This window comes from Zavarzinia sp. (genome assembly GCF_049306435.1).
Taxonomy (GTDB): domain Bacteria; phylum Pseudomonadota; class Alphaproteobacteria; order Zavarziniales; family Zavarziniaceae; genus Zavarzinia.
Genome location: NZ_JBAQRT010000209.1, coordinates 35,875 through 58,865, shown reverse-complemented (window position 1 = coordinate 58,865; position 22,991 = coordinate 35,875). Strand labels below are relative to the sequence as shown.

Below are 22,991 nucleotides of genomic sequence, written 5' to 3'. Positions count from 1 at the left end.
GGCCCGTCCGGCCTTCAGTTCAGTACCCGCGAATGAGCGAGAAACCCATCGACCTCGACGACCTGCGGCGCGAGATCGACCAGATCGACGACCGCCTCCACGACCTGTTGATGGAACGGGCTGACGTCGTGCAACGGATAGCCGTCCTCAAGCGCGGCACCGCGGCACTGCGGCCGGAACGCGAAGCCAGCATCCTGCGCCGGCTGGTCGGCCGCCATCGCGGCACCTTGCCCGTCGGGCTGCTGGGCCGGATCTGGCGCGAGATCATCTCGAGCCTCACCCGCGGCCAGGCCCCGCTGTCGGTCGCGCTCTATGCCCCCTATGGCCTTCTCGAGCATTTCGATGTCGCCCGGGCGCATTTCGGCGCCGCCCGCATCGATCTGCACGACACCCCGGCCCAGGCCCTGCGCGCCGTCGCCGAAAGTGGCGGCCTGATCGTCGGCGTGCTGCCGCTGCCGGCGGGGGACGAGAATGCCTGGTGGCCCAATCTCGCATCGACGGACACCGCGCGCCCCCGCATCATTGCCCGCCTGCCCTTCATCCGCGACGGCTCCAGCCCGGTCGAGGCGGTGGCGGTTGCCCCCTTCGGCCCCGGGGTTTCAGGCGATGACGCCGGCTATCTGATCATCGTCACCGGCTATGGCACGGAAATCAGCCGGGGCCGCCTGAGCGATCGTCTGACCGCGGTCGGCATCAACGGCCAGTGCATCGACAGCCGTCAACGCGGCGGCGACACGCTGCATCTGTTCGAGGTCGACGGTCCGCTGCATGACGGCGACCCCCGCCTTCATTCGCTGCTGGCCGCCCATGGCGACGAGATCGCCCAGGCGATCCCCGCCGGCGGATATGCCCGGCCGATCAGCACGTCCGGCTATTGATCCCTTCAGTTTCCCCGAGGAGAGGCGTCATGCCCCCGGTCGATTCCAGGCCCGTTCCCCGTTCATCCATCCTCGAGATCGCCGCCTATGTCGGCGGAAGGTCGAGCGCCGAACCCGGCCAGCGGGTGATCAAACTCTCGTCCAATGAATCCGGCATCGGCCCCAGCCCCAGGGCGATCGAGGCTTTCACGGCGACGGCGGCTCACATGCACCGCTATCCCGATGGCGGCGCCACCGATCTGCGCCACGCCGTCGCCCGCCGCTTCGACATTCCCGCCGATCGCATCGTCTGCGGCGCCGGCTCGGACGAACTGATTCATCTGCTGACCCTGTCCTATGCCGGGCCGGGGGATGAAGTTCTCTATTCCGAACATGGCTTTCTCGTCTATCCGATCTCGGCCCGCACGGCGGGCGCGACGCCGGTGAAGGCGCCCGAGAAGGACCTGCGCATCGATGTCGACAATCTGCTCGCCGCGGTAACGCCGGCGACCAAGATCGTCTATGTCGCCAATCCGAACAATCCGACCGGCACCTATGTCCCGCCCGAGGATATCGCGCGGCTTCATGCCGGGTTGCCGCCCCATGTGCTTCTGGTGCTCGACGCGGCCTATGCCGAATTCGTCGATGCCGACGATTACGAAGCCGGCATCCGCGCCGTCGAGGCGGCGGAAAACGTCGTCATGCTGCGGACCTTCTCGAAGCTCTACGGCCTCGCGGCGCTGCGCCTCGGTTGGGCCTATTGCCCGCAGGGCGTCGCCGACGTGCTGAACCGGGTGCGTGGTCCCTTCAACATCTCGATGGCGGCCCAGGCCGCGGGTGTCGCCGCCCTTGGCGACGACGACTTCCTGGAGGAGGCGCGGCGCCACAACACCCGGTGGCGCGCCTGGATGACCGGCCGGCTCACCCAGCTTGGCCTGAAGGTCGTGCCCAGCGTGACCAATTTCCTGCTGGTCGAATTCCCGGATAGCCCGGGCAAGACCGCCGCCGAGGCCGATGCCTATCTCTCGGCCCGCGGCATCCTGCTGCGCCGGGTCACGTCCTACGGCCTGCCGCATCACCTGCGCATCTCGATCGGCGCGGGCGACGAATGCGAGATCGCGGCCGCCGCCATCGCCGATTTCCTGCGGGGCGATCATGGCTGAACAGCCCCTGTTCCGCCGGGTCGCGCTGATCGGCATCGGTCTCATCGGCTCGTCGATGGCGCTCGCTATGCGGCGCCACGGCCTTGCCGGCGAGATCGTCTGCGCCGCCCGTTCGGAAGCGACGCGGGCGACGGCGCTGCGCCTTGGCCTCGTCGATGCCGCCCATGCCACCGCCGCCGAGGCCGCGAAGGGCGCCGACCTGATCGTCCTCGCGACGCCGATCGGCGCCTTCGGCAGGATCGCCGAGGAAATCGGCCCGGTGGTCGAGGCCGGCGCCATCGTCACCGATGTCGGCTCGGTCAAGGCCATGGTCCTGCGCGAGGTTGGGCCGCATCTGCCGCTCAACGTGCATCTGGTGCCCGGCCATCCGGTCGCCGGGACCGAACATTCGGGGCCGGAAGCCGGTTTCGCCGAATTGTTCGAGAACCGCTGGTGCATCCTGACCCCGCCCGAGGATGGCGATGCCGCCGCCCTCGACAAGGTTTCGCGGCTGTGGGCCGCCATGGGTGCCAAGGTCGAGGTGATGACCGCCCAGCACCACGACCTGGTGCTGGCGATCACCAGCCATGTGCCGCATCTGATCGCCTACAATATCGTCGGCACGGCCTCGGATCTCGAGACCGTCACCCAGTCGGAAGTGATCAAATATTCGGCCGGCGGCTTTCGCGATTTCACCCGCATCGCGGCGAGCGACCCCACCATGTGGCGCGACATCTTCCTGAACAACAGGGAAGCCGTGCTCGAGATGCTGGGCCGCTTCGTCGAGGATCTGACGGCGCTGCAGCGCGCGATCCGCTGGGGCGAGGGCGACACGCTGTTCGACCTCTTCACGAGGACGCGGGCGATCCGCCGCTCCATCGTCGACGCCGGTCAGGAAACCCCGGCCGCCGACTTCGGCCGCCGGGTCCCGGGCAGCGCCGAATAGCTTTGCCGCCCGGCGAAGCGCCCTCCCCCTGTCGTCCAAAGGCCCCGGCCTTCGCCGGGGCGACGAGACAGTCGGAAAACGGTGCTAGAACAGGGGCCGGAGTTCGCCCACCTGCACCGGCCCCATCGAGACCTTGCCGTCCTGGAAGGTCAGGGCGAAGGGCACCCGCCCTTCCGCGTCCCTGGTGATGAAGCCGATGGCGTTCAGGGCCTTCTTGATGCTCTGCGCCTGGCCCGGGTTCATGCGGCCCTGCGCCACCGCGCCGTCGATCAGCGGCTCCAGCCCGCCGACCCGGCCCGACATGGCGCCGAGGAGGCGCATCTCGCCGTCGACCGAGAAACTGCCGGTCATGGTCGAGTTCAGGCTGCCCCAGCGGGTTTCCGCCCGCGTCAGCTCGATGGTGCCGCCGGCCTGCGCCCAGGCGCCGATCATGTCGCGCGGCGCCGTGCCCGGCAGATAGCGCGGCAACGGTCCGGCCAGGCCGACCGTATAGCCGAAGGACGTGATCTCGTTGCCGAGCACGGCATCGGGCAGTGGCGGCAGCACCACGGCCTCGCCATCCAGCGCGAGTTCCATCGACAGGGGCGCGGTCGGCGTATTGCCGGCGGCGCCATCGCTGGCCGGGACCGGGCCGCCGTCCAGCAGGCGGGCGTGAATCTCGAAGACCTTGGCCGAGACGGGTCCGGCGAGCAGGCTCGATTCCAGCCGGGGGCGATCCATCGACAGGGCGAAGCGCTTGGGTTGCCCACCTTCGAGGCCGACCGACAGGCCGGTCGACTCGGCGCGGTAAGTCGCGCGCTGTTCTTCGTTGCGGGCGTCGGTCCAGCGGGTCACCGCGTCGCCTTCGATGCGGGCAACGACGAGATTGGGGTTCCACGGCAGGCCGAGCACGACCAGCCTCGGCACGGCGAAGGCGGGTTTGCCCGGCTGACGCGGCATGGAGATGGTCAGATTGTCGACCGTCGCCTCGATCCGGTAGGGATAGCCGCCGACATCGAAATTCGTGAAGGCGATCTCGACACCGCCAGCTGTCTGCTGATCGATGAAGGCCCGCGCGCGCTCGCGCACCTGACTGGCGAGCGTGAACCAATAGGCGGTCCAGACGCCGATGGCGACGATGACGAATAAAGTCAGGTAGAGATACCGTCTGGATTTCACCACAATGTCTCCCTTGGCCCCGGCCGGCTCCCTCTATAGGCAAGGATGGTCGGCGGCGGAAGGGGCCGCGGCGTGATCGAGGATGGCATGGCGGAACTGACGGGTGACTTGTTTGTGTTCGGTTACGGCTCGCTGATCTGGCGGCCGGGCTTTTCCCATGTCGATTGCCGGCCGGCCACGCTGCACGGCTATCACCGCGCCTTCTGCATCTATTCCCACCATTACCGCGGCACCTGCGAGAAGCCGGGCCTTGTTCTCGGTCTCGATCGCGGCGGCTCGTGCCGGGGCGTCGTCTTCCGCGTCGCCGCGGCCGAACGCGAGGCCACCCTCGCCTATCTGCGCGAGCGGGAACTGGTGACCAATGTCTATATCGAGAAATTCCTGCCGGTGCGGACCGACAGCGGGACGCATCCCGCCGTCACCTATGTCGCCGATCGGGCCCATGAGCAATATGCCGGCGGCCTCGGCTTCGAGCAGCAGGCGCGGATGATCGCCGGCGCCGAGGGCATCGCCGGCCGCAACCGCGACTATCTGGCCGCCACCGTCGACGAAATCACCCGCCTCGGCCTCGGCGACGGCACCCTGCACCGGCTTCGCCGCGCCGTCGACGCGATCCCCGCCGGTCCCCTCGGCGATCACGAGGTCCAGCATCTGGCGGGGTGAGTCCCGGCCGCGGGCGGCGTGTTGCGGAAAACGTCAGCGACCGAGCCGTCGCGCGTTGGCTTCGGCCGTGCGCAGGACCGGCGCCATGATCGCGTCCTGCGACCGCATCATCAGCGCGCCGAGGGCCAGACCCTGGGAATAGGCCCGGCCCATCCAGTCGGACGCCGCCTGCTGCTGCAGGGCGGCCAGTCCGACCGGCGAGCCACTGACGGCAGAGGCCGCGGCGATATCGTTGGCGGCGGCGATTTCCCGGCGGATATAGCCTGAAACCTGATCGGCGATCAGGCCGGACCAGCGCAGCCAGATCTGGGCCGCTTCGGAAAAAGCCCCGATCTTTTCGGGGATCATGCGCGAGAATTCAGCGTGATCGGCATCGGCCGGGCTCATCATCGCCCGGGTGCCCAGCACCATGCGGTGATGGATGACCCGCCCCGCCGCACGCACGAGATCGCCGGTCTTGCCGGCGTTGGCGCCGGCAAGATGCAGCGTGCTGTTGAATTTCCGCGCATCCCGATGGGCTTGAGTGGGCGACTTCATGATGGATTTCCCGACAGATCGCCGATGCCGACGGGCACCGCGCGACAAAAGATGAAAATGAAAAACAGGCTATCGCCGCGACCTCAAGTCAAAATCATCGGCCAGTAAAACTCAGTCCTACACAATATAGGTATTGGCGAGGCATATAAAATGAGACCTTCCGGTAATCGGGGCTCAATTCTGCACGAAATTCGGGCCGGCGCTCACCTGAACTTCGACCTGCATCGACAGAAAGGCATCGGTCCGACCACCGAAATTGCCGGCGACCGGCACCACTTGCCGAATATCGCGGCCGACCGCGACCGGGATCAGGTTAAGGCCGCCAACACTGCGGTTGGTCGGGTCGAAAGTGATCCAGCCCGCGCCCGGCACATAGACCTCGGCCCAGGCGTGGGTCGAGCCGGCCCCGGCCGAGCCGGCACGGCCCGAATAGGAATTGTCCAGATAGCCGGAGACGATCCGCGCGCCAAAACCAAGGCTGCGCACCGCCTCGACGAAGAGCACGGCGAAATCCCGGCATGACCCCCAGCCCCGATCAAGCGTTTCAAGCGGCGTCTGCGTGCCCTCGTCTTCCCTGTCCTGATAGCGGATCCAGGCGGATATCCCCGTGCACATGTCCTTGAGCAGCGAGAGCGTGTCCGTTGGATTGCCGCGGACGAAACCGGCGGCCCAATTGCGCAGGCGGCCGGCGGGATCGGCATGACGGGGAAAGATCAGGGCGCCGAGATCGGTCACCTCGTCCGCCTCGTAACGGAAGGGATAGTGGATGGCCGATGCCGCGATGTCGAAAACCGGCCAGGCCACGGCGTCGAGTTCGATCGTGGAGCGGCAGACGATCTCCAGCTGATCGGCAAGCCCCTGGAAATACGCCGTCGCGACGATGTTGCCGTAGACATCATTGGCCCAGGTGAGCGTGGCGACGGGGGAGGTCGCGATGTCGAAGGCGCGCAGGCGCAATTCACGGCTTTCCCGGGGACGCACCATCAGCCGGTGAGGACCGAGGGCGACCGGGCTGCGGTAGCGATAGACGGTGCGGTGATAGATACCAAGCGCGATCACGATAGCCAGTGCTCTCCCAGCCGCATCAGGGCTACGAACCTCCAGCGAGGCCGCGGCCGTCGGTCGAGGGTGGCGGAACTTCGACAATGACCTTCAGGGCCCGCGTCGCCGCCGAGTGAGCAAAAGTTTCGTATGCATCCCGAATCCGGTCCAGCTTGAAATGGTGTGTCACCAGGCGGCTCGGGTCGAGTTTCTCGGAACGAACCATGTTCAGCAGCATCAGGGTGCTGATCGTGTCCACCAGCCGGCTGTCGGCCGTGATGTTGCGATCCCACAAATGCTCAAGGCAGCGATCCGCCGCCACCGCGTGGTCGGCGACCGACGCGATACGCCCGCCCGTCCCGATGATGGCACGGCACAGCGCCGTGCTGGCCGGAAGGCCAACCGTGTCAATGGCCGTGTCCACGCCCCTGCCCCGGGTCAGATCCACCACCGCCTTGCGGGCCCGCCCCCCGAGGCCATCGACGGTGGTTGTCGCGCCGAGACCGACCGCTATTTGGAGCCGCGCCTCATCCATGTCGATCACGATGATCGCCGCGGGAGCGTAAAGCTGCGCGACCAGCAGCGCCGCCATGCCCACGGGTCCCGCGCCGATGATCGCGACCGTTCGGCCGGCCTGGACCTGACCGCCGAGGACACCGCACTCGAACGCGGTGGGCATGACGTCGCTCAGCATGACCAGCGCATCCTCGTCCGCCTCGTCCGGCAGGAGATAGAGACTGTGATCCGCGAAGGGAATCCGAACGAATTCAGCCTGTGTCCCGTCGATCGTATGGCCCAGCATCCATCCACCGCAGAGACAGCGGGAGTATTTCAGCCGCCGGCAGCGATCGCATTGGCCGCAAGCGCTGATGCAGGAAATCAGGACCTTGTCCCCGATCCCGAACATCATCACGCCCGGCCCTTTCGCCGCGACCACGCCGACCCCCTCGTGGCCGAGGACACGGCCGGGCTCGCATGTCGGCACGCGACCACCGAGGATGTGAAGATCGGTCCCGCAGATCGTTGTTCTCGTCATGCGGACGACGACATCCGTTGGCGCCGAAATCCGAGGCATCGGCCGGTCTTCCAGCGCGGTGCGACCATCCCCGCAATAGACGAATGCTTTCATCGAGCCCCCGACCAGTTTCACATGCAACCAGTTCGGGGGAACCTTACCGCTCAGTGACGCAATCGATCAGAATCGGAAAACACTCACGTCCGCGTCGGGGCGGCGCGGCTTCGCGTTGCCGGCCGGTCGACGCTATAACAATGCGTGTGACGCGGAAGGATTGTTACCGATGGGCGCGACGCCGAGACAGGATCAGGTCGCTGAAGACATCTGGCAGGAACCGCTCGACCAACTGCTCGGACGATTGAAAGCCACCCCTGCCGGCCTTGAGGGCACCGATGTGCCATCGCGGCGGGCGCGTTACGGTCTCAACACCGCCAAGACCCAGCGGCCCACACCGCTCTGGCTGCAGTTTCTGTCACGTTTCCGTAATCCGCTGGTGATCATTCTCCTTGTCGCCAGCGGGCTTTCCGCCGCGACGGGCGATGTGACCAGCTTTTTCGTCGTCGTCGCCATCGTCACCATGAGCATCACGCTCGACTTCGTTCAGGAAGCCCGCGCCCAGAGCGCGGTCGAGGCGCTGCGCCGGTCCGTCGCGGTGCGGGCAAGCGCGCGCCGTGACGGCACCTGCGTCTCGGTGCCGATCGATCAGCTGGTGCCGGGCGACATTATCGAACTGATCGCTGGCGATCTCGTCCCCGCCGATGCCAGGCTGATCGAAAGCCGCGACCTCTTCGTCAACCAGGCCCTGCTCACGGGCGAACCCTATCCCGCTGAAAAACAGGTAACCGACACCGCCCTGGGGGCCGAAAATCCGGCCGGCGCCTCGAACACGGTCTTTTCCGGCACGTCGGTGATCAGCGGCACGGCGACCGCCGTCGTCTGCCGCACGGGTGGCGCGACCGCGCTCGGCCATCTCGCCACCGGCCTCGCGGAGAAACCGCCGGCCACCGCCTTCGCCATCGGCATCCACCGCTTCGGGATGCTGATCATGCGTTTCACCATCCTGATGGTGCTCTTCGTCCTCGTGGTGAATATCTCCCTCGCCCGGCCCGCGCTGGAATCGCTGATGTTCGCGCTCGCGCTCGCCGTCGGGCTGACGCCCGAGCTTCTGCCGATGATCGTGACCGTGACGCTGGCCAGGGCGGCCATGGATCTGGCCAAGCGCAAGGTGATCGTGAAGCGCCTCACGGCCATTCACGACCTCGGCGCCATGGATGTCCTGTGCACCGACAAGACCGGCACCCTGACCGAAGCCACGATCAAGCTGGTTCGCGTCATCGATGGCACCGGCGCCGAGAGCCGGCGGGCCTACGCCCATGCCTGTATCAACAGCCATTTCGAGAGCGGAATGAAAAGCCCGCTCGACGAGGCGATCATCGCCGCCCATCCCTTCGACATGACGGCCTGGAAGAAGATCGACGAGGTGCCCTTCGATTTCGAGCGCCGCCGGGTCTCGATCCTGGTCGAGCACGAGGCCGGGCGCCGCCTGATCGTCAAGGGCGCGCCGGAGGACCTGCTGCGGCTCTCCGGTGCTTACGAGAACGCGGTGGGCGAGGAACATCCGCTCGACGACGAGACGCGCAAGGCCTTCGCCGCGACCCTCGACGATCTCGGCGCGCAGGGCTTCCGGGCCCTTGGCATCGCCAGCCGCGAGGTCGACGCCGGCCACGACACGGCGGCGATCGCGGACGAAAGCGGACTCGTCTTCTCGGGCTTCGCCGTCTTCCTCGACCCGCCCAAGGCGAGCGCAGGGACGACGATCCAGGCCATGGCGGCTGCCGGGATCGCCGTGAAGGTGCTGACCGGCGACAATGAACACGTCACCCGACATGTTTTCGCTGAAATCGGCGTGCCGATCACCGGCGTGCTGACCGGCGAGCAGCTTACCCATATGTCGGACGAGGCGCTGATCGGGCAATTGCCCCAGGTCAACCTGTTCTGCCGGGTCGATCCGCAGCAGAAACATCGCATCCTGCTGGCGCTGAAGCGGACGGGCCATGTCGTCGGCTTCCTGGGGGACGGCATCAATGACGCGCCGGCCCTTCACGCCGCCGATGTCGGTATTTCGGTCGATGGCGCGGCCGATGTCGCCCGGGCGGCGGCCGACCTCATCCTGCTCGATCATGATTTATCGGTCGTGCGCGATGCCGTGGTTCACGGCCGCGGCACGGTGCGGAATGTCGCCAAATATGCCCTGATGGGGTCGAGTTCGAATTTCGGCAACATGTTCAGCATGGCGGGGGCGGCGCTGTTCCTGCCCTTCCTGCCGATGCTGCCGATCCAGATCCTGCTGAACAACCTGCTCTATGACGTCTCGGAAATCGCCATTCCCTTCGATCGGGTCGATGAAGAGGCAACCGCCCGCCCGGTGACCTGGGATGTCGGGCTGATCGAGCGGTTCATGCTCGTCTTCGGGCCGCTCAGCTCGGTTTTCGATTTCCTGACCTTCTATGCCCTGCTGCATCTCTTCAACGCGGGCGAGGCCCTGTTCCAGACCGGCTGGTTCATCGAATCGATCACCACCCAGGTGATGGTGGTCTTCGCCATCCGCACGCGGCGCCGGCTGTTCCGCAGCCGGCCCCACCCCTTGCTGCTCGCGATGGCGGCAGGTGCGGTCGCCGTCGCGATCACTTTGCCCTTCCTGCCCGTGGGCGACTGGTTCGGTTTCGTCGCGCCGCCGCCGCTGTTCTTCGCCTATCTGTTCGGCACGACCGTGCTTTATCTCGTGCTGGTCGAGATCGCGAAGTTCTTCTTCTACCGCTCGGCCGCCGGGCGTTAGCCCGGGGCCGGCCGGTCAGGCCGCCAGATCTTCGCCGCCCTGCACGCGCTCGGCGATCAGGGCTTCCGTCGTGATCATGAGGCCGGCGATGGATGCGGCGCCCTGGAGGGCGAGGCGGACCACCTTGGCCGGATCGATGATACCGGCCGCGATCATGTCGACGAAGCCGCCCTCGCGGGCATCGAAGCCCCGGGTCGGGTCGCCGGTCTCGATCAGCTTGCCGACGATGATCGAGGCTTCCTCGCCGGCATTCACCAGGATCTGGCGGGCGGGCGCCTGCAATGCCCGGCGGATGATGTCGATGCCGGCCTTCTGGTCGGCATTGGCGGGGTTCAGCCCGGCCAGCACCTTGCCGGCATAAAGCAGGGTGACGCCGCCGCCGGCGACGATCCCTTCCTCGACCGCGGCGCGGGTGGCGTGAAGCGCATCGTCCACGCGGTCGCCCCGCTCCTTCACCTCGGCCTCGCTGCCGCCGCCGATGCGGATGATGGCGACACCGCCCGACAGTTTCGCCAGCCGCTCCTGCAATTTCTCGCGATCGTAGTCCGAGGTCGAATCCTCGATCTGGCTGCGCAGCTGGGCGCAGCGGGCGGCGATGGCGGCCTTGTCGCCGGCACCATCGACGATCAGGGTGTTTTCCTTGTCGACCTTGATCGAGCCCGCCCGGCCCAGCATGGCCAGCGTGACATTTTCCAGCTTGGTCCCAAGGTCTTCGGTGATCACCTCGCCACCGGTCAGGACGGCAATGTCTTCCAGCGTGGCGCGCCTTCTGTCGCCAAAGCCCGGGGCCTTGACCGCGACAACCTTCAAACCGCCGCGCAGGGCATTCACGACCAGGGTCGCCAGCGCCTCGCCGGCGATATCCTCGGCGATGACCAGCAAGGGCCGGCCGCTCTTGGCGACAAGTTCGAGAAGCGGCAACAGGGCCTGGACGCCGGGCAATTTCTGTTCGTGCAGAAGGATATAGGGCTGCTCGAAGGCGACCGTCATCTTCTCGGCATCGGTGACGAAATAGGGCGAAACATAGCCCCGGTCGAAACTCATGCCCTCGACGGTTTCGAGGCTGGTTTCCCGAGACTTGCCTTCCTCGACCGTGATCACGCCTTCCCGGCCGACCTTCTCCATGGCGCTAGCCAGGAGGTCGCCGATCTCGCGATCGTCATTGGCCGAAATCCGGCCGACATTGGCGATTTCCGCGCTGGTCGAGACCTTGCGCGATAGGCGGACGATCTCGGCCACGGCGGCCGTCGTGGCCATGTCGATGCCGCGCTTCAACTCCATCGGGTCGAGCCCGGCGGCCACGGCCTTCACCCCTTCGCGCAGGATCGCCCCGGCCAGCACCGTCGCGGTCGTCGTGCCATCGCCAGCCAGATCGCTGCTGCGGGTCGCGACCTGCTTCACCATCTGCGCCCCCATGTTCTCGAAACGATCGGACAGATCGACTTCGCGGGCGACGGTGACGCCATCCTTGGTGATGCGGGGCGCGCCATAACTCCGCGCGACGAGAACATTCCGCCCCTTGGGGCCGAGGGTGACCTTCACCGCATCGGCAAGGGCCTCCACGCCGCGCAGTAGGCGGTCGCGAGCGTCGCCGGCGAATTTGATGTCCTTGGCAACCATGATCGATCTCCGATGGTCATATGTTGGTTTCAGCGACCGACGGAAAATCCGGGCGTCTGCAGGCGAGCCCCCTCGACGGGGAAAAGGCACCCGAAATCTTCATCCAGAATTCGGACGCAATATTTGAAATTGATACGGGCGATATATGGCGCCGAATCCCGGAAATTCCCGGGATTTATTTTCATTTCGCGAAATATTCACGTTTTCGGTATTTTGCCGATCGCGCCCGCACAAAATACAGCGGATCGATCTATTTCCGCCGCGGCGCCGGGATCTGGCCCACCAACGCCTCGAACGCCAGATCGAAGATCAGCGACAGGCCCTTGCGAAAACAATCGCCTTCCGGCGCCAGCAGGCGGATCCCAAGACCAAGGCTCCCCGGCAGAAGGGATGCCCCGGCATGGCAGCCAAGGGCATCCAGCCGCGCCTCGATCTCGGCCCCGGCGAGGGATGCGCTGCCGGGGCCAAAGATCAGGGCGCTGCCCAGGCAGCGGTATCCGCCCATGGCGCCCCGCGTCAGCGCGCCGCTAACGGCCTGGCGATCGCAGAGCAGAAGGGTGCCATCGGGGGCCTGGATCCGGTTCTCGACCATCAGGCTGTCGAAACCGCGGCCCGCGCCTGTCGGATCATGGGCCAGCACGCCATCCGTCACCACACCGGCGGCGCCGGGCCACAGGGTGACCGCCAGCCGGCTGTCCAGCGCGGCACCGGGCAGCAGGATCGCCGGCTCCGGCGTATGGGCGACGAAACTTCCCGCCTCCAGACACAGGCTGGTCGACTGGAGGACCGGCTGGCCCCGGCAATCGTGAACGACGGTCGAGGCCTGGCTTGTCACCTGCGCCGCCGCCCCGGGACCGGCCCGCAGATCGAGCATCAGCCGCTCCCCGCTATAAAGCCCGCCGGACGAGGATTGCAGATAGAGCGTGGCCAGATCCGGCCGCGCCCGGTCCAGATAGAAAGGCCGGGTGATATGGAAGGGATAGGGCACATATTGGCGCGTGAGCACGCTGCGCCCGCCGCCGGACTCGAAGCATAGTTCCGCCCCGGCCATCGCGTCAGGCCGCCGGGGCGTGATCGAACAGGACCGCCGCGACGATGGCGTCCGCCACGGCGGCGACGCCCTCGCCGCGCCGCGCGTTGGTCGCGATCACGGGACGGCCGCCCCGCACCTGGCGGGCCTCCGCCAACATGCGCGGAAGATCGACGCCGACATGGGGGGCAAGATCGGTCTTGTTCACCACGAGAAGATCGGCGCGCAGCACGCCCGGCCCCTTCTTGCGCGGAATGTCGTCGCCGCCGGCCACGTCGATCACGAAGATCCACCAGTCGACGAGATCGAGGGAGAAGGTGGAGGCCAGATTGTCGCCGCCGCTTTCGAAGATCAGCAACTCGACACCGGGGAAACGCTCTTCGAGCACATCGCCAGCCATGATGTTCAGGCTGGGGTCCTCGCGGATCACCGTATGCGGGCAGGCGCCGGCCTCGACCGCCGACACCCGCTCGGGATCGATCAGGCCAGAGCGGCGCAGGCGCTCCGCGTCCTCGGCCGTGACCAGATCATTGGTGATCACGGCCAGATCGACACCCCGCGCGTGCAAAACAGGGATCAGCGCCTCGATCAGGGCCGTCTTGCCCGAGCCGACCGGGCCGCCGATGCCGATGCGCGCCGCCGTGGAACGCTGTGCTTCCAATGCGCTGTTCATCCCGGTCACCGCAGCATGTAGCGCTGGCCGAGGGGAACTTCCGAGGCCGGCGCGCAGGTGGCGATCTCGCCATCGACATAGACATCGAAGGTCTGGGGATCGACGCGCATTTCGGGACAGCGGTCGTTCCACAGCATGTCGGCCTTGGTCAGCTTGCGCGTGCCCACCGCCGGCAGCAACATCTTGGACAGGCCAAGCGTGCCCGCCAGATCCTTCTGAATCGCCAGCGGATGGACGAAACAGGCGGAAAGCGCCGGGGCCGCCCGGCCGAAAGCGCCCCATTGCGGCCGCATCCGCAAGGGCTCGCAGGTCATCAGCGACGCCGCGGAATCGCCCATGGCGCCCCAGGCGATGAAACCGCCCTTGATCACGATTTCCGGCTTGATGCCGAAGAAGCCGGGCCGCCAGACGACGATATCCGCCATCTTGCCATCCTCGAGCGAGCCGATGTGCTGGGCGACGCCGAAGCTGCGGGCGGCATTGATCGTATATTTCGCGACATAGCGCTTGATACGGGCATTGTCGCCCCGGCCGGGCTTGTCTTCCGGCAGAGGCCCGCGCTGGCGCTTCATCTTCGAGGCCAGCTGCCAGGTCCGGCAGATCACCTCGTGAATGCGGCCCATGCCCTGACTGTCGGAGCCCAGCATGGAGATGGCGCCGATATCATGCAGCACGTCTTCGGCCGCGATGGTCTGGGCGCGGATCCGGCTTTCGGCGAAGGCCACGTCTTCCGGGATCGCCGGGTTCAGATGGTGGCACACCATGGTCATGTCGAGGTGTTCGTCGAAGGTGTTGACCGTGTAGGGATTGGTCGGATTGGTCGAGGACGGCAGGCAGTTGGCGAGCCCCGCCACCCGGATGATATCGGGGGCGTGGCCGCCGCCCGCCCCTTCCGTGTGATACATATGGACCGTGCGCGTGCCGATCGCCGCCAGCGTATCTTCGACGAAACCGGATTCGTTCAGCGTGTCGGTGTGCAGCTGGACCTGGAAATCCAGATCATCGGCCACCGACAGACAGTGATCGATGGTCGCGGGCATCGCCCCCCAGTCCTCATGGATCTTCAGACCGACGCAGCCCGTTTCCAGCTGTTCGACCAGCGAGGCCGAGACATGGGAATTGCCCCGGCCGAGAAAGCCGAAATTGACCGGAAAGGCTTCCGCCGCCTGCAGCATCTTGCCGACGTTGAACGGGCCGCCGCAGTCGATCCCGACGGTGATCGGACCGAGCGAGCCGCCGAACAGCGTGGTGATACCCGACGAGATCGCGTGATCGCAAAGGCCCGCGCTGTCGAAATGGACATGGACATCGATCGCGCCGGCCGTGACGATCAGGCCCTCGCAATCGCGGACCGTGGTCGCGGCCGAGACGATCAGCCGGGGATCGACGCCATCCATGATGGCCGGATTGCCCGCCTTGCCGATGCCGACGATGCGGCCGTCGCGAATGCCAAGATCGCCCTTAACGATGCCGACGACCGGATCGATGATCACGGCGTTGCACAGCAGGAAATCCAGCGCCCCTTCCGCGCTGGTCACACCGGCGGCGAGACCGATGCCATCACGCAGGGTCTTGCCGCCGCCATGCAGGCATTCGTCGCCGTAAACCGCGTAATCCTTCTCGATCACCGCGACGAGGCCGGTATCACCCAGTTCGATGCCATCGCCCACCGTTGGGCCATAGAGCGAGACGTAAGCCGCCCGAGAAATGATCGCCATGGCTCAAGCCCCCCTGAAACCGCGGGCCCGCGCCAGCGCGAGGGCCGCGTCCTTGACCGCCGGGTCGGTCACGTCGCCCCCGGTCAGTCCGTTCAACCCGGTCAGCGACTGGCGCCCGCCGAAGCGGACGAGGGTGACGGATTTTTCCTGCCCCGGCTCGAAGCGGACGGCGGTGCCGGCGGGAATATCCAGCCGGCGCCCGAAAGCGGCTTCGCGATCGAAATCGAGGGCCTTGTTCGCCTCGAAGAAATGATAGTGGGAACCGATCTGGATCGGCCGGTCGCCGCTGTTGCGCACCAGGACGCTGACCGGCGGACGGCCGGCGTTCAGCTCGATATCGCCATCGGCCGGATGCAGGCGCCCGGGCACCAGATCGTCGGGCGCCGATCCCGCCGCAGGGCGGATGGGTTCATGCACCGTGACCAGTTTCGTGCCATCCGGGAACAGACCCTCGACCTGCAGGATCGGCATCAGGGCGGCGACACCCGGCATGACATCGTCGGTCGTCAGCACGGTGGAGCCAAAACCCATGAGATCGGCGACCGAACGCCCGTCCCGCGCGCCTTCCAGGATTTCGTCGCAGATCAGGGCAACCGCTTCCGGGTGGTTCAGCTTCAGGCCCCGGGCCCTTCGCTTGCGGGCCATTTCGGCGGCGGTGAAGATGACCAGCCGTTCCATTTCCGTGGGTGTCAGCAGCATGGCGACCTCAATTGGCAAAGAAGCGCACGTCGGCGCGCATGTGGCGTTGAACCGCGATATCGACGAAGGGCGTGAAACTGAACAGGTCCTCGCCCGGCGCCGGCAGGACCACCAGATCGGCGCTGTCATCGAGGGCGTGAACAAGGGCGCGCTGGGCCTCGATCGCGCCGATCGCGCCAAGGCGCACCGCCGCCTGGGTCAGCGCCGTCGCGGTGGTGTAATGCGATAGCGCCACCGCTTCTTCCGGGGAAATGCCAAGGCGGGCCCAGACCAGACCCTGCACCACGGCGAGGTGACCGGGCGCGGCACCGGCGCGGATCCGGCGCAGATAGTCGCCGGCGCCCGGCGTGCCCAGCCTGTCGTGGGTGGTCAGGAAGGCCCGGCCATTGCGCGCCGAGCCTTCCCGCAAGGGCGCCACCAGGCTGGAGACCTCGACCAGACGGTCGCAGGCGGCGACAAGATCGAGATCATCCGCCGACCAATAGGCCCTCGCCAGCGCCACCCGGTCGAACCGCGCCCAGCGATGGCGAAGGAGCAGCGAGAGCGCCTCGCCCAGCGCCAGCGCCGTCGACAGATCACTGGCGGCAGCAAGGGCCTCCATCCCGTTGGAGAAGCCGAAACTACCGCCCGGAAAGGCGCTGTCCGCCTGCCACAGGAGACGGCTCAGGGGCATTTGGGCAGGCTTTCGAGAACACTGGCGCCAAAGGTTCGGCCGCCGAGCTGGCTCGCCATCCGGGCGATATAATCGGCTGCCGGCGCCTCCAGCGCGACGAGCAGCGCGCCACCCTCGAAACGCACCTTCCAGTGCAGATTGCCGGCGTGATAGCCCAGTTCGAGCGCATCTTCGGGCCGCTCGGGCACCAGGCGCAACCAGTGCTGGCCGGCGACCCGCAGCACGATCGCCGAATGACCATCGAGGAAAAGCACCGCGCCATCGAACAGCTGCTGATCGCGCGGCAGGGCAATGGCGAGATCCCGCCCCCGGCCCGAGGTCACGCGCAGGCGGTGACGGGCGACATCGGCCGGGTCGATGGTAACGAGGTCAATCCCGCCATGATGCTCGACATGGTGCAGCCGCTCGGCCAGCGCGGGATCCAGCCGGTTGCCCAGGATGGAATCGATCTTCAGCATGGCGCCGCCCGCGACAGGCGCGCGCGCTGCGATGTCACCGATGGCCATGACGCCCTCCTCGTTACCCGTGCCCCGGCGTCACGCCGGACTTGCGATACATGAAAACGCATCTGCCCGCCCGCGCCGGGCCGAAGCCGGGGGCAGGATCGAGGCGATAGCGGCCGACCATGAAATCGACCACGGTCCGTGCCGCGACCGGCGTCATCGCCGGCTTCCACAGCCAGATGTCGCGGTCGCGGTCGATGCCCAGGGTGTCGAACATCGCCTGTTCCGGGTCCTCGGCCATGCCGATGGTCCAGTCCTCCATGCGGGCGCCGAATTCCTTGATGTAACTGAAGCAGTCGAATTTGATCTGCTGCACGGAAAAGGTCATGGCCCTGCCCTCCCCTCAGCCCGGAACCGGCACGAGGCGGGCGGGCGAACTGACCGAGGCGGTGCGGCCGCGCCAGGCCTGAAACAGGCCGGCGCCGCGCTGCTTTTCCTCGGCCGACATCTGGGACACCACGCCTTCCAGGGCATTGAGCGCGGTGCCGACCCCATGCTGCGCCGCCAGCGACAGCCAGGCGAAAGCCTGGGAGCGATCCTTCTCGACCCCGAAGCCATTGGCATAGAGAAAGCCGAGGCGGGCCTGAGACGGGTAATGTCCCTGTTCCGCGGCGCGCCGAAACCAGATGGCGGCGGCGACCTCATCCTTACCTACCCGGTCGCCCTTGAAATAGAGCGCGGCCAGATTGGCCTGCGCCATGGCATCGCCCGCCTCGGCGGCCCGGGTCAGCCAGGCAAGACCGGCAACGGCATCGACCGCGGTGCCCTGTCCCATCACCAGCATGGCGCCGACATTGGTCATGGCCGCGACCGCGCCGGCTTCCGCCGCCCGCAGATACCAGGTGAAGGCGATGCCAAGATCGGATGCCACGCCTTCGCCATTGGCGTGGAGCGCCCCGACCCAGGCCGCCGCCTCGGCATCGCCGTCCTCGGCAAGCGCGAGAAACATGACCCGGGCACCGGCGGCGTCACCCCGGTGATAAAGCGCGACCGCCTCGACGAGGGTGGGCGTGGTCGCGATGTCTGTGGCCGTGTTCATGGCTATCCCCGTCAATAGATGAAAGATGCGAGTTCGTTGGCGGCGCCGTCCAGCGGATGGGCATCGAAGCGTCTCGCCACCCTGTCGCACAACCAGCGCGCCGCCGGGTCCGAGACCACGGGCATGGGGCCACGTCCGCGCATGTCGACGATGCCATCGACCGCGGACTGGCTGCGCGCCGCCTCGATCCCCCGGCTGTTGATCACATTGCGCCAGCCGAGCCCGTCATCGCCAAAGACATGAACGCGGCACAGCGTCCTTGTCAGCGCGGTGGGCTGCAGCAGGACGACGCAGACGGCCTCCCCGGCCTTGAGCACGACCAGATTGGGAAACAGCCAGGCGGCCCGGCCGCGCACGCGGCCCAGTACCGTCTCGCCCGTCAGCATGTCGGCGCTGCCGGACGGCGTTTGCGTGTCGATCCCGGCGATATATTGCCCGACCAGCTTCCAGTTGCCGCCGAACTCCAGCCACTCCTCGAACAGGCGCGGCGTGCCGTCACGCGCGATCATCGGCGCGAACTCCGCCAGTGCCGATGCAATGCGATCGATCTCCTCGCCGTGGGGATCGAGATGAGCGAAGAGCAGCGATCCGGCCTCGGCCACGCGCACGGGCAACAGGCGTTCGGGCCGCAGGCCAAGATATTGGTACATCTCGGGCGTATCATCGCCGAGTTCGCCCGCGCTGATTGCCTTCCGGTCCCGGCTATGGCCGCAGGAGGTGAAGGAACAGGGGGTCTTGGTGCCCTGCTGGCACTGCAGGGGCACGACGCGGCAACCACCGTGCTGCGCCTTGTTGAAACGCCCGGCCAGACCGCCATCGGCGCCGCGCTGCACATGCATGGCATGATCGCCGATCGTATAGGGCAGGACATCGCCGGTCTCGGCGACATCGTCGCAGGTGCCGATGCAGATCCAGTCCCTGGTCCAGATCGCCTCGTCTTCCTGACGGGCAAAGCCAAGGGTCCTGAAGGCCGCGATATCCAGCATATTCGGTCTATCCGCCTTTTGCCGCGCGCTCGAGCCGTCCTGCCACATCATGCCTGTGCCTTCCCTGCCAGCCGGATCGGAAAAAGTGGCGGGCATCCGCGGCGCTGGGTCGCCGCCGCGAATGCCCGCCGTCACCGCGTTACCGCGATGAAGCCAGAGCCGGGCTTTCGTAATCCGCCCGGCCGCGATGCTTGATCGCCTCGGCCGGGGCCGCCGGCAGCGGACCGTCCTTGGCGAAGTAATCGAGCACGTTCTTCGTCAGCTTCGAGATGTTGTTGTCGCAATTGTTCCACGGCAACGACCCGCAGTAAGCGATCGAGCTGAAGGCGAAGCAGCCACCACCGTTCGGCGTCTCGTGGAAGGTGATGTCGGCGCGAACGCGCGGATGCACCGTGCCGTCGAGACCCTGCTGGTTGAAGCCAAAGTCCTCCATGACGAGGAGATAGGCTTCGGTGTGACGCCCGGCCGAGGTCGCCACCGTCAGGATATGCGGGGGCGAGCCCAGCATGGTGTCGACGATGTCGAGTTCGAGACCGGCCGCGCCGCCGCCGACGAGACCGAAGTTGCCCAGCTTCTCGTCATATTCGATGCCTTCGAAGGCGAAGGCCACGCGGCTGTCCAGGCTTTCCGGCGTCCGCGAGTAATAGGTCGAGATGTCGAAGCCTTCGGACGACATGCCGGTGCCGGCGACCGAGTGCAGGTAACGGCCACGATAACGCCACATGCCACCCAGCTCGCCCGTGCCCTGATGATAATATTCACCGGGGTCGGCACGCCAGGTGCGGATGCCGGATTCGCAGCGCCGCATTTCGGTGACGATGCCGCGGCCCAGATCGTCATAGGCCGGGTGGAAGGAATGCACCCAGTACCAGGCGTCGGCGCCCATGTACATCAGGCGGCCGCCGCGCTGCGTGTAATTGTGCAGGGCGTCGAGCTGCGGGCCCGAATTATGCTCAGGGTGCGAGCCGGTGATGATGACGTTGTAATTCTCCAGCCGGGCGAGACCGTCATAGGTCACATCCTCGTCGGTGAAGACGTCATATTCATAGCCCATGGTCTCCAGCCAGTAGATGAGGTGGAGGTCGGCGGGATACTGCCACGGCGCCTGAGCCAGGAAGTGGTCGTACTTCGGCCGGATCGACAGGATCGGCCGCAGACGCGACGACAGGCAGATGCCCGAGCCATCGGTGTGAGTGTCGTAGATCGAGCCGGCATATTCGCGGTGCTCGGCCAGGAACATGTTCTGCTGCTGCATGATCGGCACGCGGTAGACGAAGAGTTCCGCGCCGCCGGCGTTGCAGGCGACATGCTCGTTGGCATAGGCCATGTAGGAGATGGTCGGAACCATCACCGCGATCTTCGACTGTTCCTGGCCAAGACGCGGCACGACCCAGAACGGCACGTAATCCTCGTCGCCCTCGGCCGTGGTGACCTTGGCGGCGTAGAAGCGGCTCTTGGCGTCCTCGGGCACGTCCCACTCGAAGCTGACTTCCCAGCGGGCGTTGTCGAGATCGTCGTCATGGAAATGGATCGCGCCATATTCCTTGGGCGAGGATTTCCAGTCGAACACGGTGCCGGCCCAGTTGTAGCCGGTCAGGGCGCGGGTCGGGCAATTGACCAGGGCGGCGTGGAACTTGTAGGGACCAAGGTCCCTGGCGCTGAGCGTGTTGATCCCGTCCGAGAAATCCCAGGCGGCGACGATGGTTTCCGACAGGGCCCCGGTCGGGCCGGAATTGCGCCGCTCGGTCAGGCCGGGCTGCACGCCCGCCTTCATCATCTCGATCTCGAAGCGCGACAGGGCGCGGCTGCACAGCCGCGGGCTGTCGATCTTGCCATTGTAATGACCGGCGACGACGACACCCTTCGGCAGCGACGAATAGGCCAGCGGGCTCGGGTCCAGATGGCCGACATAGCCGGCGATCACCAGCGGAATGGCCGAATGCTCGATCTTGCCGGCGAATGTCGCCGTGACCGGCGGGATCACCGGATCGAGGGCATAGACGACCTGCGGCTCGTGATAGAGCACGACCTCGCCGGTCGCGGCATCGAAGCTCGCGGCCAGGAAATGCCAGGCATGGTCACGCAGCCTGGCGCCGGTCGAGAAGGTCTCGCCGTTGATGCGAAGCTCGGCGCAGCCGGCCTCGTTGATGAAGAGGCCGTAACCCCTGCCGTCCGACCATTTGGTGACCAGGCCCTGGGGACCATGCTTCCAGTAGCGGGGATCGGTCGCCGGCGTGGTCGGCCAGATCCAGCACTGCAGGGTGAAGCTCTCGACCCGGAGCTGCGGCGCGTCGGTGACATAGCCGTAGGAGCCGCCGTAGACGACCTGCTTCACACCTTCATAGGTGCCTTCGACCGCCGAGGGAACGGCTGCTTCGATGAAGCCGGGGCCGCGCGGGTTGGTGTCGCCATTGATCAGACGAACGATCGAAGCATCGTATTTCGCGGGGCCGTCGCAGTTGATGTAGAATTTGATCTTGTCGCCCGGATGGACGCTGAACTTGTCAGCGTAGCCGGTGAGCCGCATGGCGCACATGAGTAGAGTCCTCCGTTCCACGCATCCCTGGGGGATGTTGGTGAGTTGATCCCAGTTTTCGAGGGCACCAGGGTCCGCCGGGTCCGACCCAAACCCGGCAAATCGTCGGTGCGTTCAGCCGGTCAGGTCACGGGCCAGTTGTCATCCCGGCGCTTGTAACCCTCGGTGTAATGTTCCGGCATACCATCGGTTTCCGGCATTTCATCGAGACGCATCAGGAAGATGTCGTGCTGGATTTCCTGCTCGCTTGTATAGACCTTGTCGTTGACGAAGGTCGGCGGCACGCCGCGGATGCCCGACAGGCGGCCGATGCGCCAGGCCTTCTCGACCTCGGTGCAGATGACGACGAGCTTGCCCTTGACCGAGGCGCCGCGCATCCGCAGCAACACTCGGCGCAGCAGATAATCCTCGTGGACGCCGCCGCTGATATCGGTGGTGTCGCCCGGGGTCGCGCATTTGAGGACGGAGAAGCCGGCGACGCCTTCCATCGATTTCGTGCACTCCAGGTGTTCCTGGATCAGGCGCTCGCGCTCGGGCGTGCCCTTCTTTGGTATCGGAATCATGTCTTCCCTCGCTTCATGGTCCGGTTTCGACCCAGTACTGGGGACGCGGCGCGCCCTCAGATCGTCAAATGCCTGTTCACCAGTTCTTCCGTGACTTCGCCGATCGGGCCCTTGGCCACGACGCGGCCGTGATCCATCATCACGAAGGCATGGCCCAGCTTGCGGGCGACCTTGATGTGCTGTTCGGTCAGGATCAGCGTGATGCCGAATTCCCGGTTCAGCCGCATCAGCGTGTTGCCGATCTCCTGCACGATATTCGGCTGGATGCCTTCCGTCGGCTCGTCGAGGAGCAGCACCGTCGGATTGGCGGCGAGCGCGCGGGCGATCGCCAGTTGCTGCTGCTGCCCGCCCGACAGAAGACCCGCCCGCTTGTTCAGGTTTTCCGCGAGATAGGGAAACAATTCGAGGCAAAGCGGCGGAACCTCGGTCGCGGCATCGGCCCGGGCGAAAGTGCCGAGAAGGATATTCTCCCTCACCGAGAAATTGCCCAGGATCTGCCGGCCCTGCGGCACGTAACCAAGGCCGTAGCGGGCGCGGTCATGGGTCGGCCGGTTGCCGATGTCCTGGCCGTTGATGGTGATCTTGCCGGTCGAGCGATCGGTGAGACCCATGATGGTGCGCACCAGCGTGGTCTTGCCCACGCCATTCCGCCCCAGCACGCACAGGCACTCGCCCTTCTCGACGCCGAAGCTCATCTCCCAGAGGATCGGGGTCTTGCCGTAGTAGGATGTGACGTTCTCGAATTCCAGCAGCATG

General features: G+C 66.3%; 22 protein-coding genes. 5 read left to right on the top strand and 17 right to left on the bottom strand.

Annotated elements, in window-relative coordinates; genetic code table 11:
• Nucleotides 1–32 precede the first annotated feature (32 nt).
• From pheA to WAZ62_RS12015, 3 genes are read left to right on the top strand one after another with little or no spacing between them, the layout of a single operon-like run.
• Nucleotides 33–878, top strand: a complete 846-nt coding sequence (pheA, locus tag WAZ62_RS12025) for a chorismate mutase (protein ID WP_422643759.1) — start codon at nucleotides 33–35, stop codon at nucleotides 876–878.
• Between the two features lie 29 nt (nucleotides 879–907).
• Entirely contained in the window at nucleotides 908–2,020 is a 1,113-nt protein-coding gene (gene hisC, locus WAZ62_RS12020; RefSeq protein ID WP_422643758.1) for a histidinol-phosphate transaminase, read from the top strand.
• Nucleotides 2,013–2,945: a prephenate/arogenate dehydrogenase family protein gene (locus WAZ62_RS12015; RefSeq protein WP_422643757.1), complete on the top strand. Its 933-nt coding sequence runs from the start codon at nucleotides 2,013–2,015 to the stop codon at nucleotides 2,943–2,945. Before hisC ends, WAZ62_RS12015 begins: the two co-directional genes overlap by 8 nt.
• 84 nt (nucleotides 2,946–3,029) lie before the next feature.
• Here WAZ62_RS12015 and WAZ62_RS12010 read toward each other — a convergent pair whose 3' ends face one another.
• On the bottom strand, nucleotides 3,030–4,103 hold the full coding sequence (locus WAZ62_RS12010) for a DUF2125 domain-containing protein (RefSeq protein WP_422643756.1): 1,074 nt from the start codon (nucleotides 4,101–4,103) through the stop codon (nucleotides 3,030–3,032).
• Between the two features lie 72 nt (nucleotides 4,104–4,175).
• Between WAZ62_RS12010 and WAZ62_RS12005 the strand changes: the two genes are divergently transcribed.
• Nucleotides 4,176–4,766 (top strand): gamma-glutamylcyclotransferase, encoded by a 591-nt coding sequence (locus WAZ62_RS12005; RefSeq protein WP_422643755.1) that lies wholly within the window; start codon nucleotides 4,176–4,178, stop codon nucleotides 4,764–4,766.
• Nucleotides 4,767–4,799: 33 nt separating this feature from the next.
• Here WAZ62_RS12005 and WAZ62_RS12000 read toward each other — a convergent pair whose 3' ends face one another.
• The 3 genes from WAZ62_RS12000 to WAZ62_RS11990 all read right to left on the bottom strand — a co-directional run bounded on the left by WAZ62_RS12000 (nucleotide 4,800) and on the right by WAZ62_RS11990 (nucleotide 7,419).
• Complete coding sequence (locus tag WAZ62_RS12000) at nucleotides 4,800–5,303, bottom strand: hypothetical protein (protein WP_422643754.1); 504 nt, start codon at nucleotides 5,301–5,303, stop codon at nucleotides 4,800–4,802.
• A 174-nt stretch (nucleotides 5,304–5,477) separates the two neighbouring features.
• Nucleotides 5,478–6,362 carry a transglutaminase family protein gene (locus WAZ62_RS11995; RefSeq protein ID WP_422643753.1) on the bottom strand — a complete coding sequence of 295 codons (885 nt, stop codon included), beginning with the start codon at nucleotides 6,360–6,362 and terminating at the stop codon, nucleotides 5,478–5,480.
• 31 nt (nucleotides 6,363–6,393) lie between these two features.
• Nucleotides 6,394–7,419: an alcohol dehydrogenase catalytic domain-containing protein gene (locus WAZ62_RS11990; RefSeq protein ID WP_422643807.1), complete on the bottom strand. Its 1,026-nt coding sequence runs from the start codon at nucleotides 7,417–7,419 to the stop codon at nucleotides 6,394–6,396.
• A 223-nt stretch (nucleotides 7,420–7,642) separates the two neighbouring features.
• On the opposite strand from WAZ62_RS11990, the gene mgtA reads away from it, so the two are divergent.
• On the top strand, nucleotides 7,643–10,195 hold the full coding sequence (gene mgtA, locus WAZ62_RS11985) for a magnesium-translocating P-type ATPase (protein ID WP_422643752.1): 2,553 nt from the start codon (nucleotides 7,643–7,645) through the stop codon (nucleotides 10,193–10,195).
• 15 nt (nucleotides 10,196–10,210) lie between these two features.
• Here mgtA and groL read toward each other — a convergent pair whose 3' ends face one another.
• From groL to urtE, 13 genes are all read right to left on the bottom strand, one after another.
• Nucleotides 10,211–11,815, bottom strand: coding sequence for a chaperonin GroEL (gene groL / locus WAZ62_RS11980; protein WP_422643751.1), 1,605 nt, complete (start codon nucleotides 11,813–11,815; stop codon nucleotides 10,211–10,213).
• Nucleotides 11,816–12,065: 250 nt separating this feature from the next.
• Complete coding sequence (locus WAZ62_RS11975) at nucleotides 12,066–12,866, bottom strand: urease accessory protein UreD (RefSeq protein WP_422643750.1); 801 nt, start codon at nucleotides 12,864–12,866, stop codon at nucleotides 12,066–12,068.
• A gap of 4 nt (nucleotides 12,867–12,870) precedes the next feature.
• Nucleotides 12,871–13,518 (bottom strand): urease accessory protein UreG, encoded by a 648-nt coding sequence (ureG, locus tag WAZ62_RS11970; RefSeq protein ID WP_422643749.1) that lies wholly within the window; start codon nucleotides 13,516–13,518, stop codon nucleotides 12,871–12,873.
• A gap of 5 nt (nucleotides 13,519–13,523) precedes the next feature.
• A complete protein-coding gene (gene ureC / locus WAZ62_RS11965; RefSeq protein ID WP_422643748.1) occupies nucleotides 13,524–15,236 on the bottom strand; it encodes an urease subunit alpha in 1,713 nt (570 codons plus the stop codon).
• Between the two features lie 3 nt (nucleotides 15,237–15,239).
• Nucleotides 15,240–15,935: an urease subunit gamma gene (locus WAZ62_RS11960; RefSeq protein WP_422643747.1), complete on the bottom strand. Its 696-nt coding sequence runs from the start codon at nucleotides 15,933–15,935 to the stop codon at nucleotides 15,240–15,242.
• A gap of 7 nt (nucleotides 15,936–15,942) precedes the next feature.
• Complete coding sequence (locus tag WAZ62_RS11955; RefSeq protein WP_422643746.1) at nucleotides 15,943–16,608, bottom strand: urease accessory protein UreF; 666 nt, start codon at nucleotides 16,606–16,608, stop codon at nucleotides 15,943–15,945.
• On the bottom strand, nucleotides 16,599–17,114 hold the full coding sequence (gene ureE / locus WAZ62_RS11950; protein WP_422643745.1) for an urease accessory protein UreE: 516 nt from the start codon (nucleotides 17,112–17,114) through the stop codon (nucleotides 16,599–16,601). Before ureE ends, WAZ62_RS11955 begins: the two co-directional genes overlap by 10 nt.
• Before the next feature lie 13 nt (nucleotides 17,115–17,127).
• Nucleotides 17,128–17,439 (bottom strand): hypothetical protein, encoded by a 312-nt coding sequence (locus WAZ62_RS11945; protein WP_422643744.1) that lies wholly within the window; start codon nucleotides 17,437–17,439, stop codon nucleotides 17,128–17,130.
• Between the two features lie 15 nt (nucleotides 17,440–17,454).
• Entirely contained in the window at nucleotides 17,455–18,150 is a 696-nt protein-coding gene (locus WAZ62_RS11940; protein ID WP_422643743.1) for a tetratricopeptide repeat protein, read from the bottom strand.
• A gap of 11 nt (nucleotides 18,151–18,161) precedes the next feature.
• Nucleotides 18,162–19,136 carry a hypothetical protein gene (locus WAZ62_RS11935; protein WP_422643742.1) on the bottom strand — a complete coding sequence of 325 codons (975 nt, stop codon included), beginning with the start codon at nucleotides 19,134–19,136 and terminating at the stop codon, nucleotides 18,162–18,164.
• Nucleotides 19,137–19,275: 139 nt separating this feature from the next.
• Nucleotides 19,276–21,672 carry a N,N-dimethylformamidase beta subunit family domain-containing protein gene (locus WAZ62_RS11930; protein WP_422643741.1) on the bottom strand — a complete coding sequence of 799 codons (2,397 nt, stop codon included), beginning with the start codon at nucleotides 21,670–21,672 and terminating at the stop codon, nucleotides 19,276–19,278.
• Between the two features lie 122 nt (nucleotides 21,673–21,794).
• The gene (locus WAZ62_RS11925; protein ID WP_422643740.1) at nucleotides 21,795–22,235 is read right to left on the bottom strand and encodes a hypothetical protein; all 441 of its coding nucleotides are present in this window, start codon (nucleotides 22,233–22,235) and stop codon (nucleotides 21,795–21,797) included.
• A gap of 56 nt (nucleotides 22,236–22,291) precedes the next feature.
• On the bottom strand, nucleotides 22,292–22,990 hold the full coding sequence (gene urtE, locus WAZ62_RS11920; protein WP_422643739.1) for an urea ABC transporter ATP-binding subunit UrtE: 699 nt from the start codon (nucleotides 22,988–22,990) through the stop codon (nucleotides 22,292–22,294).
• Nucleotide 22,991 lies beyond the last annotated feature (1 nt).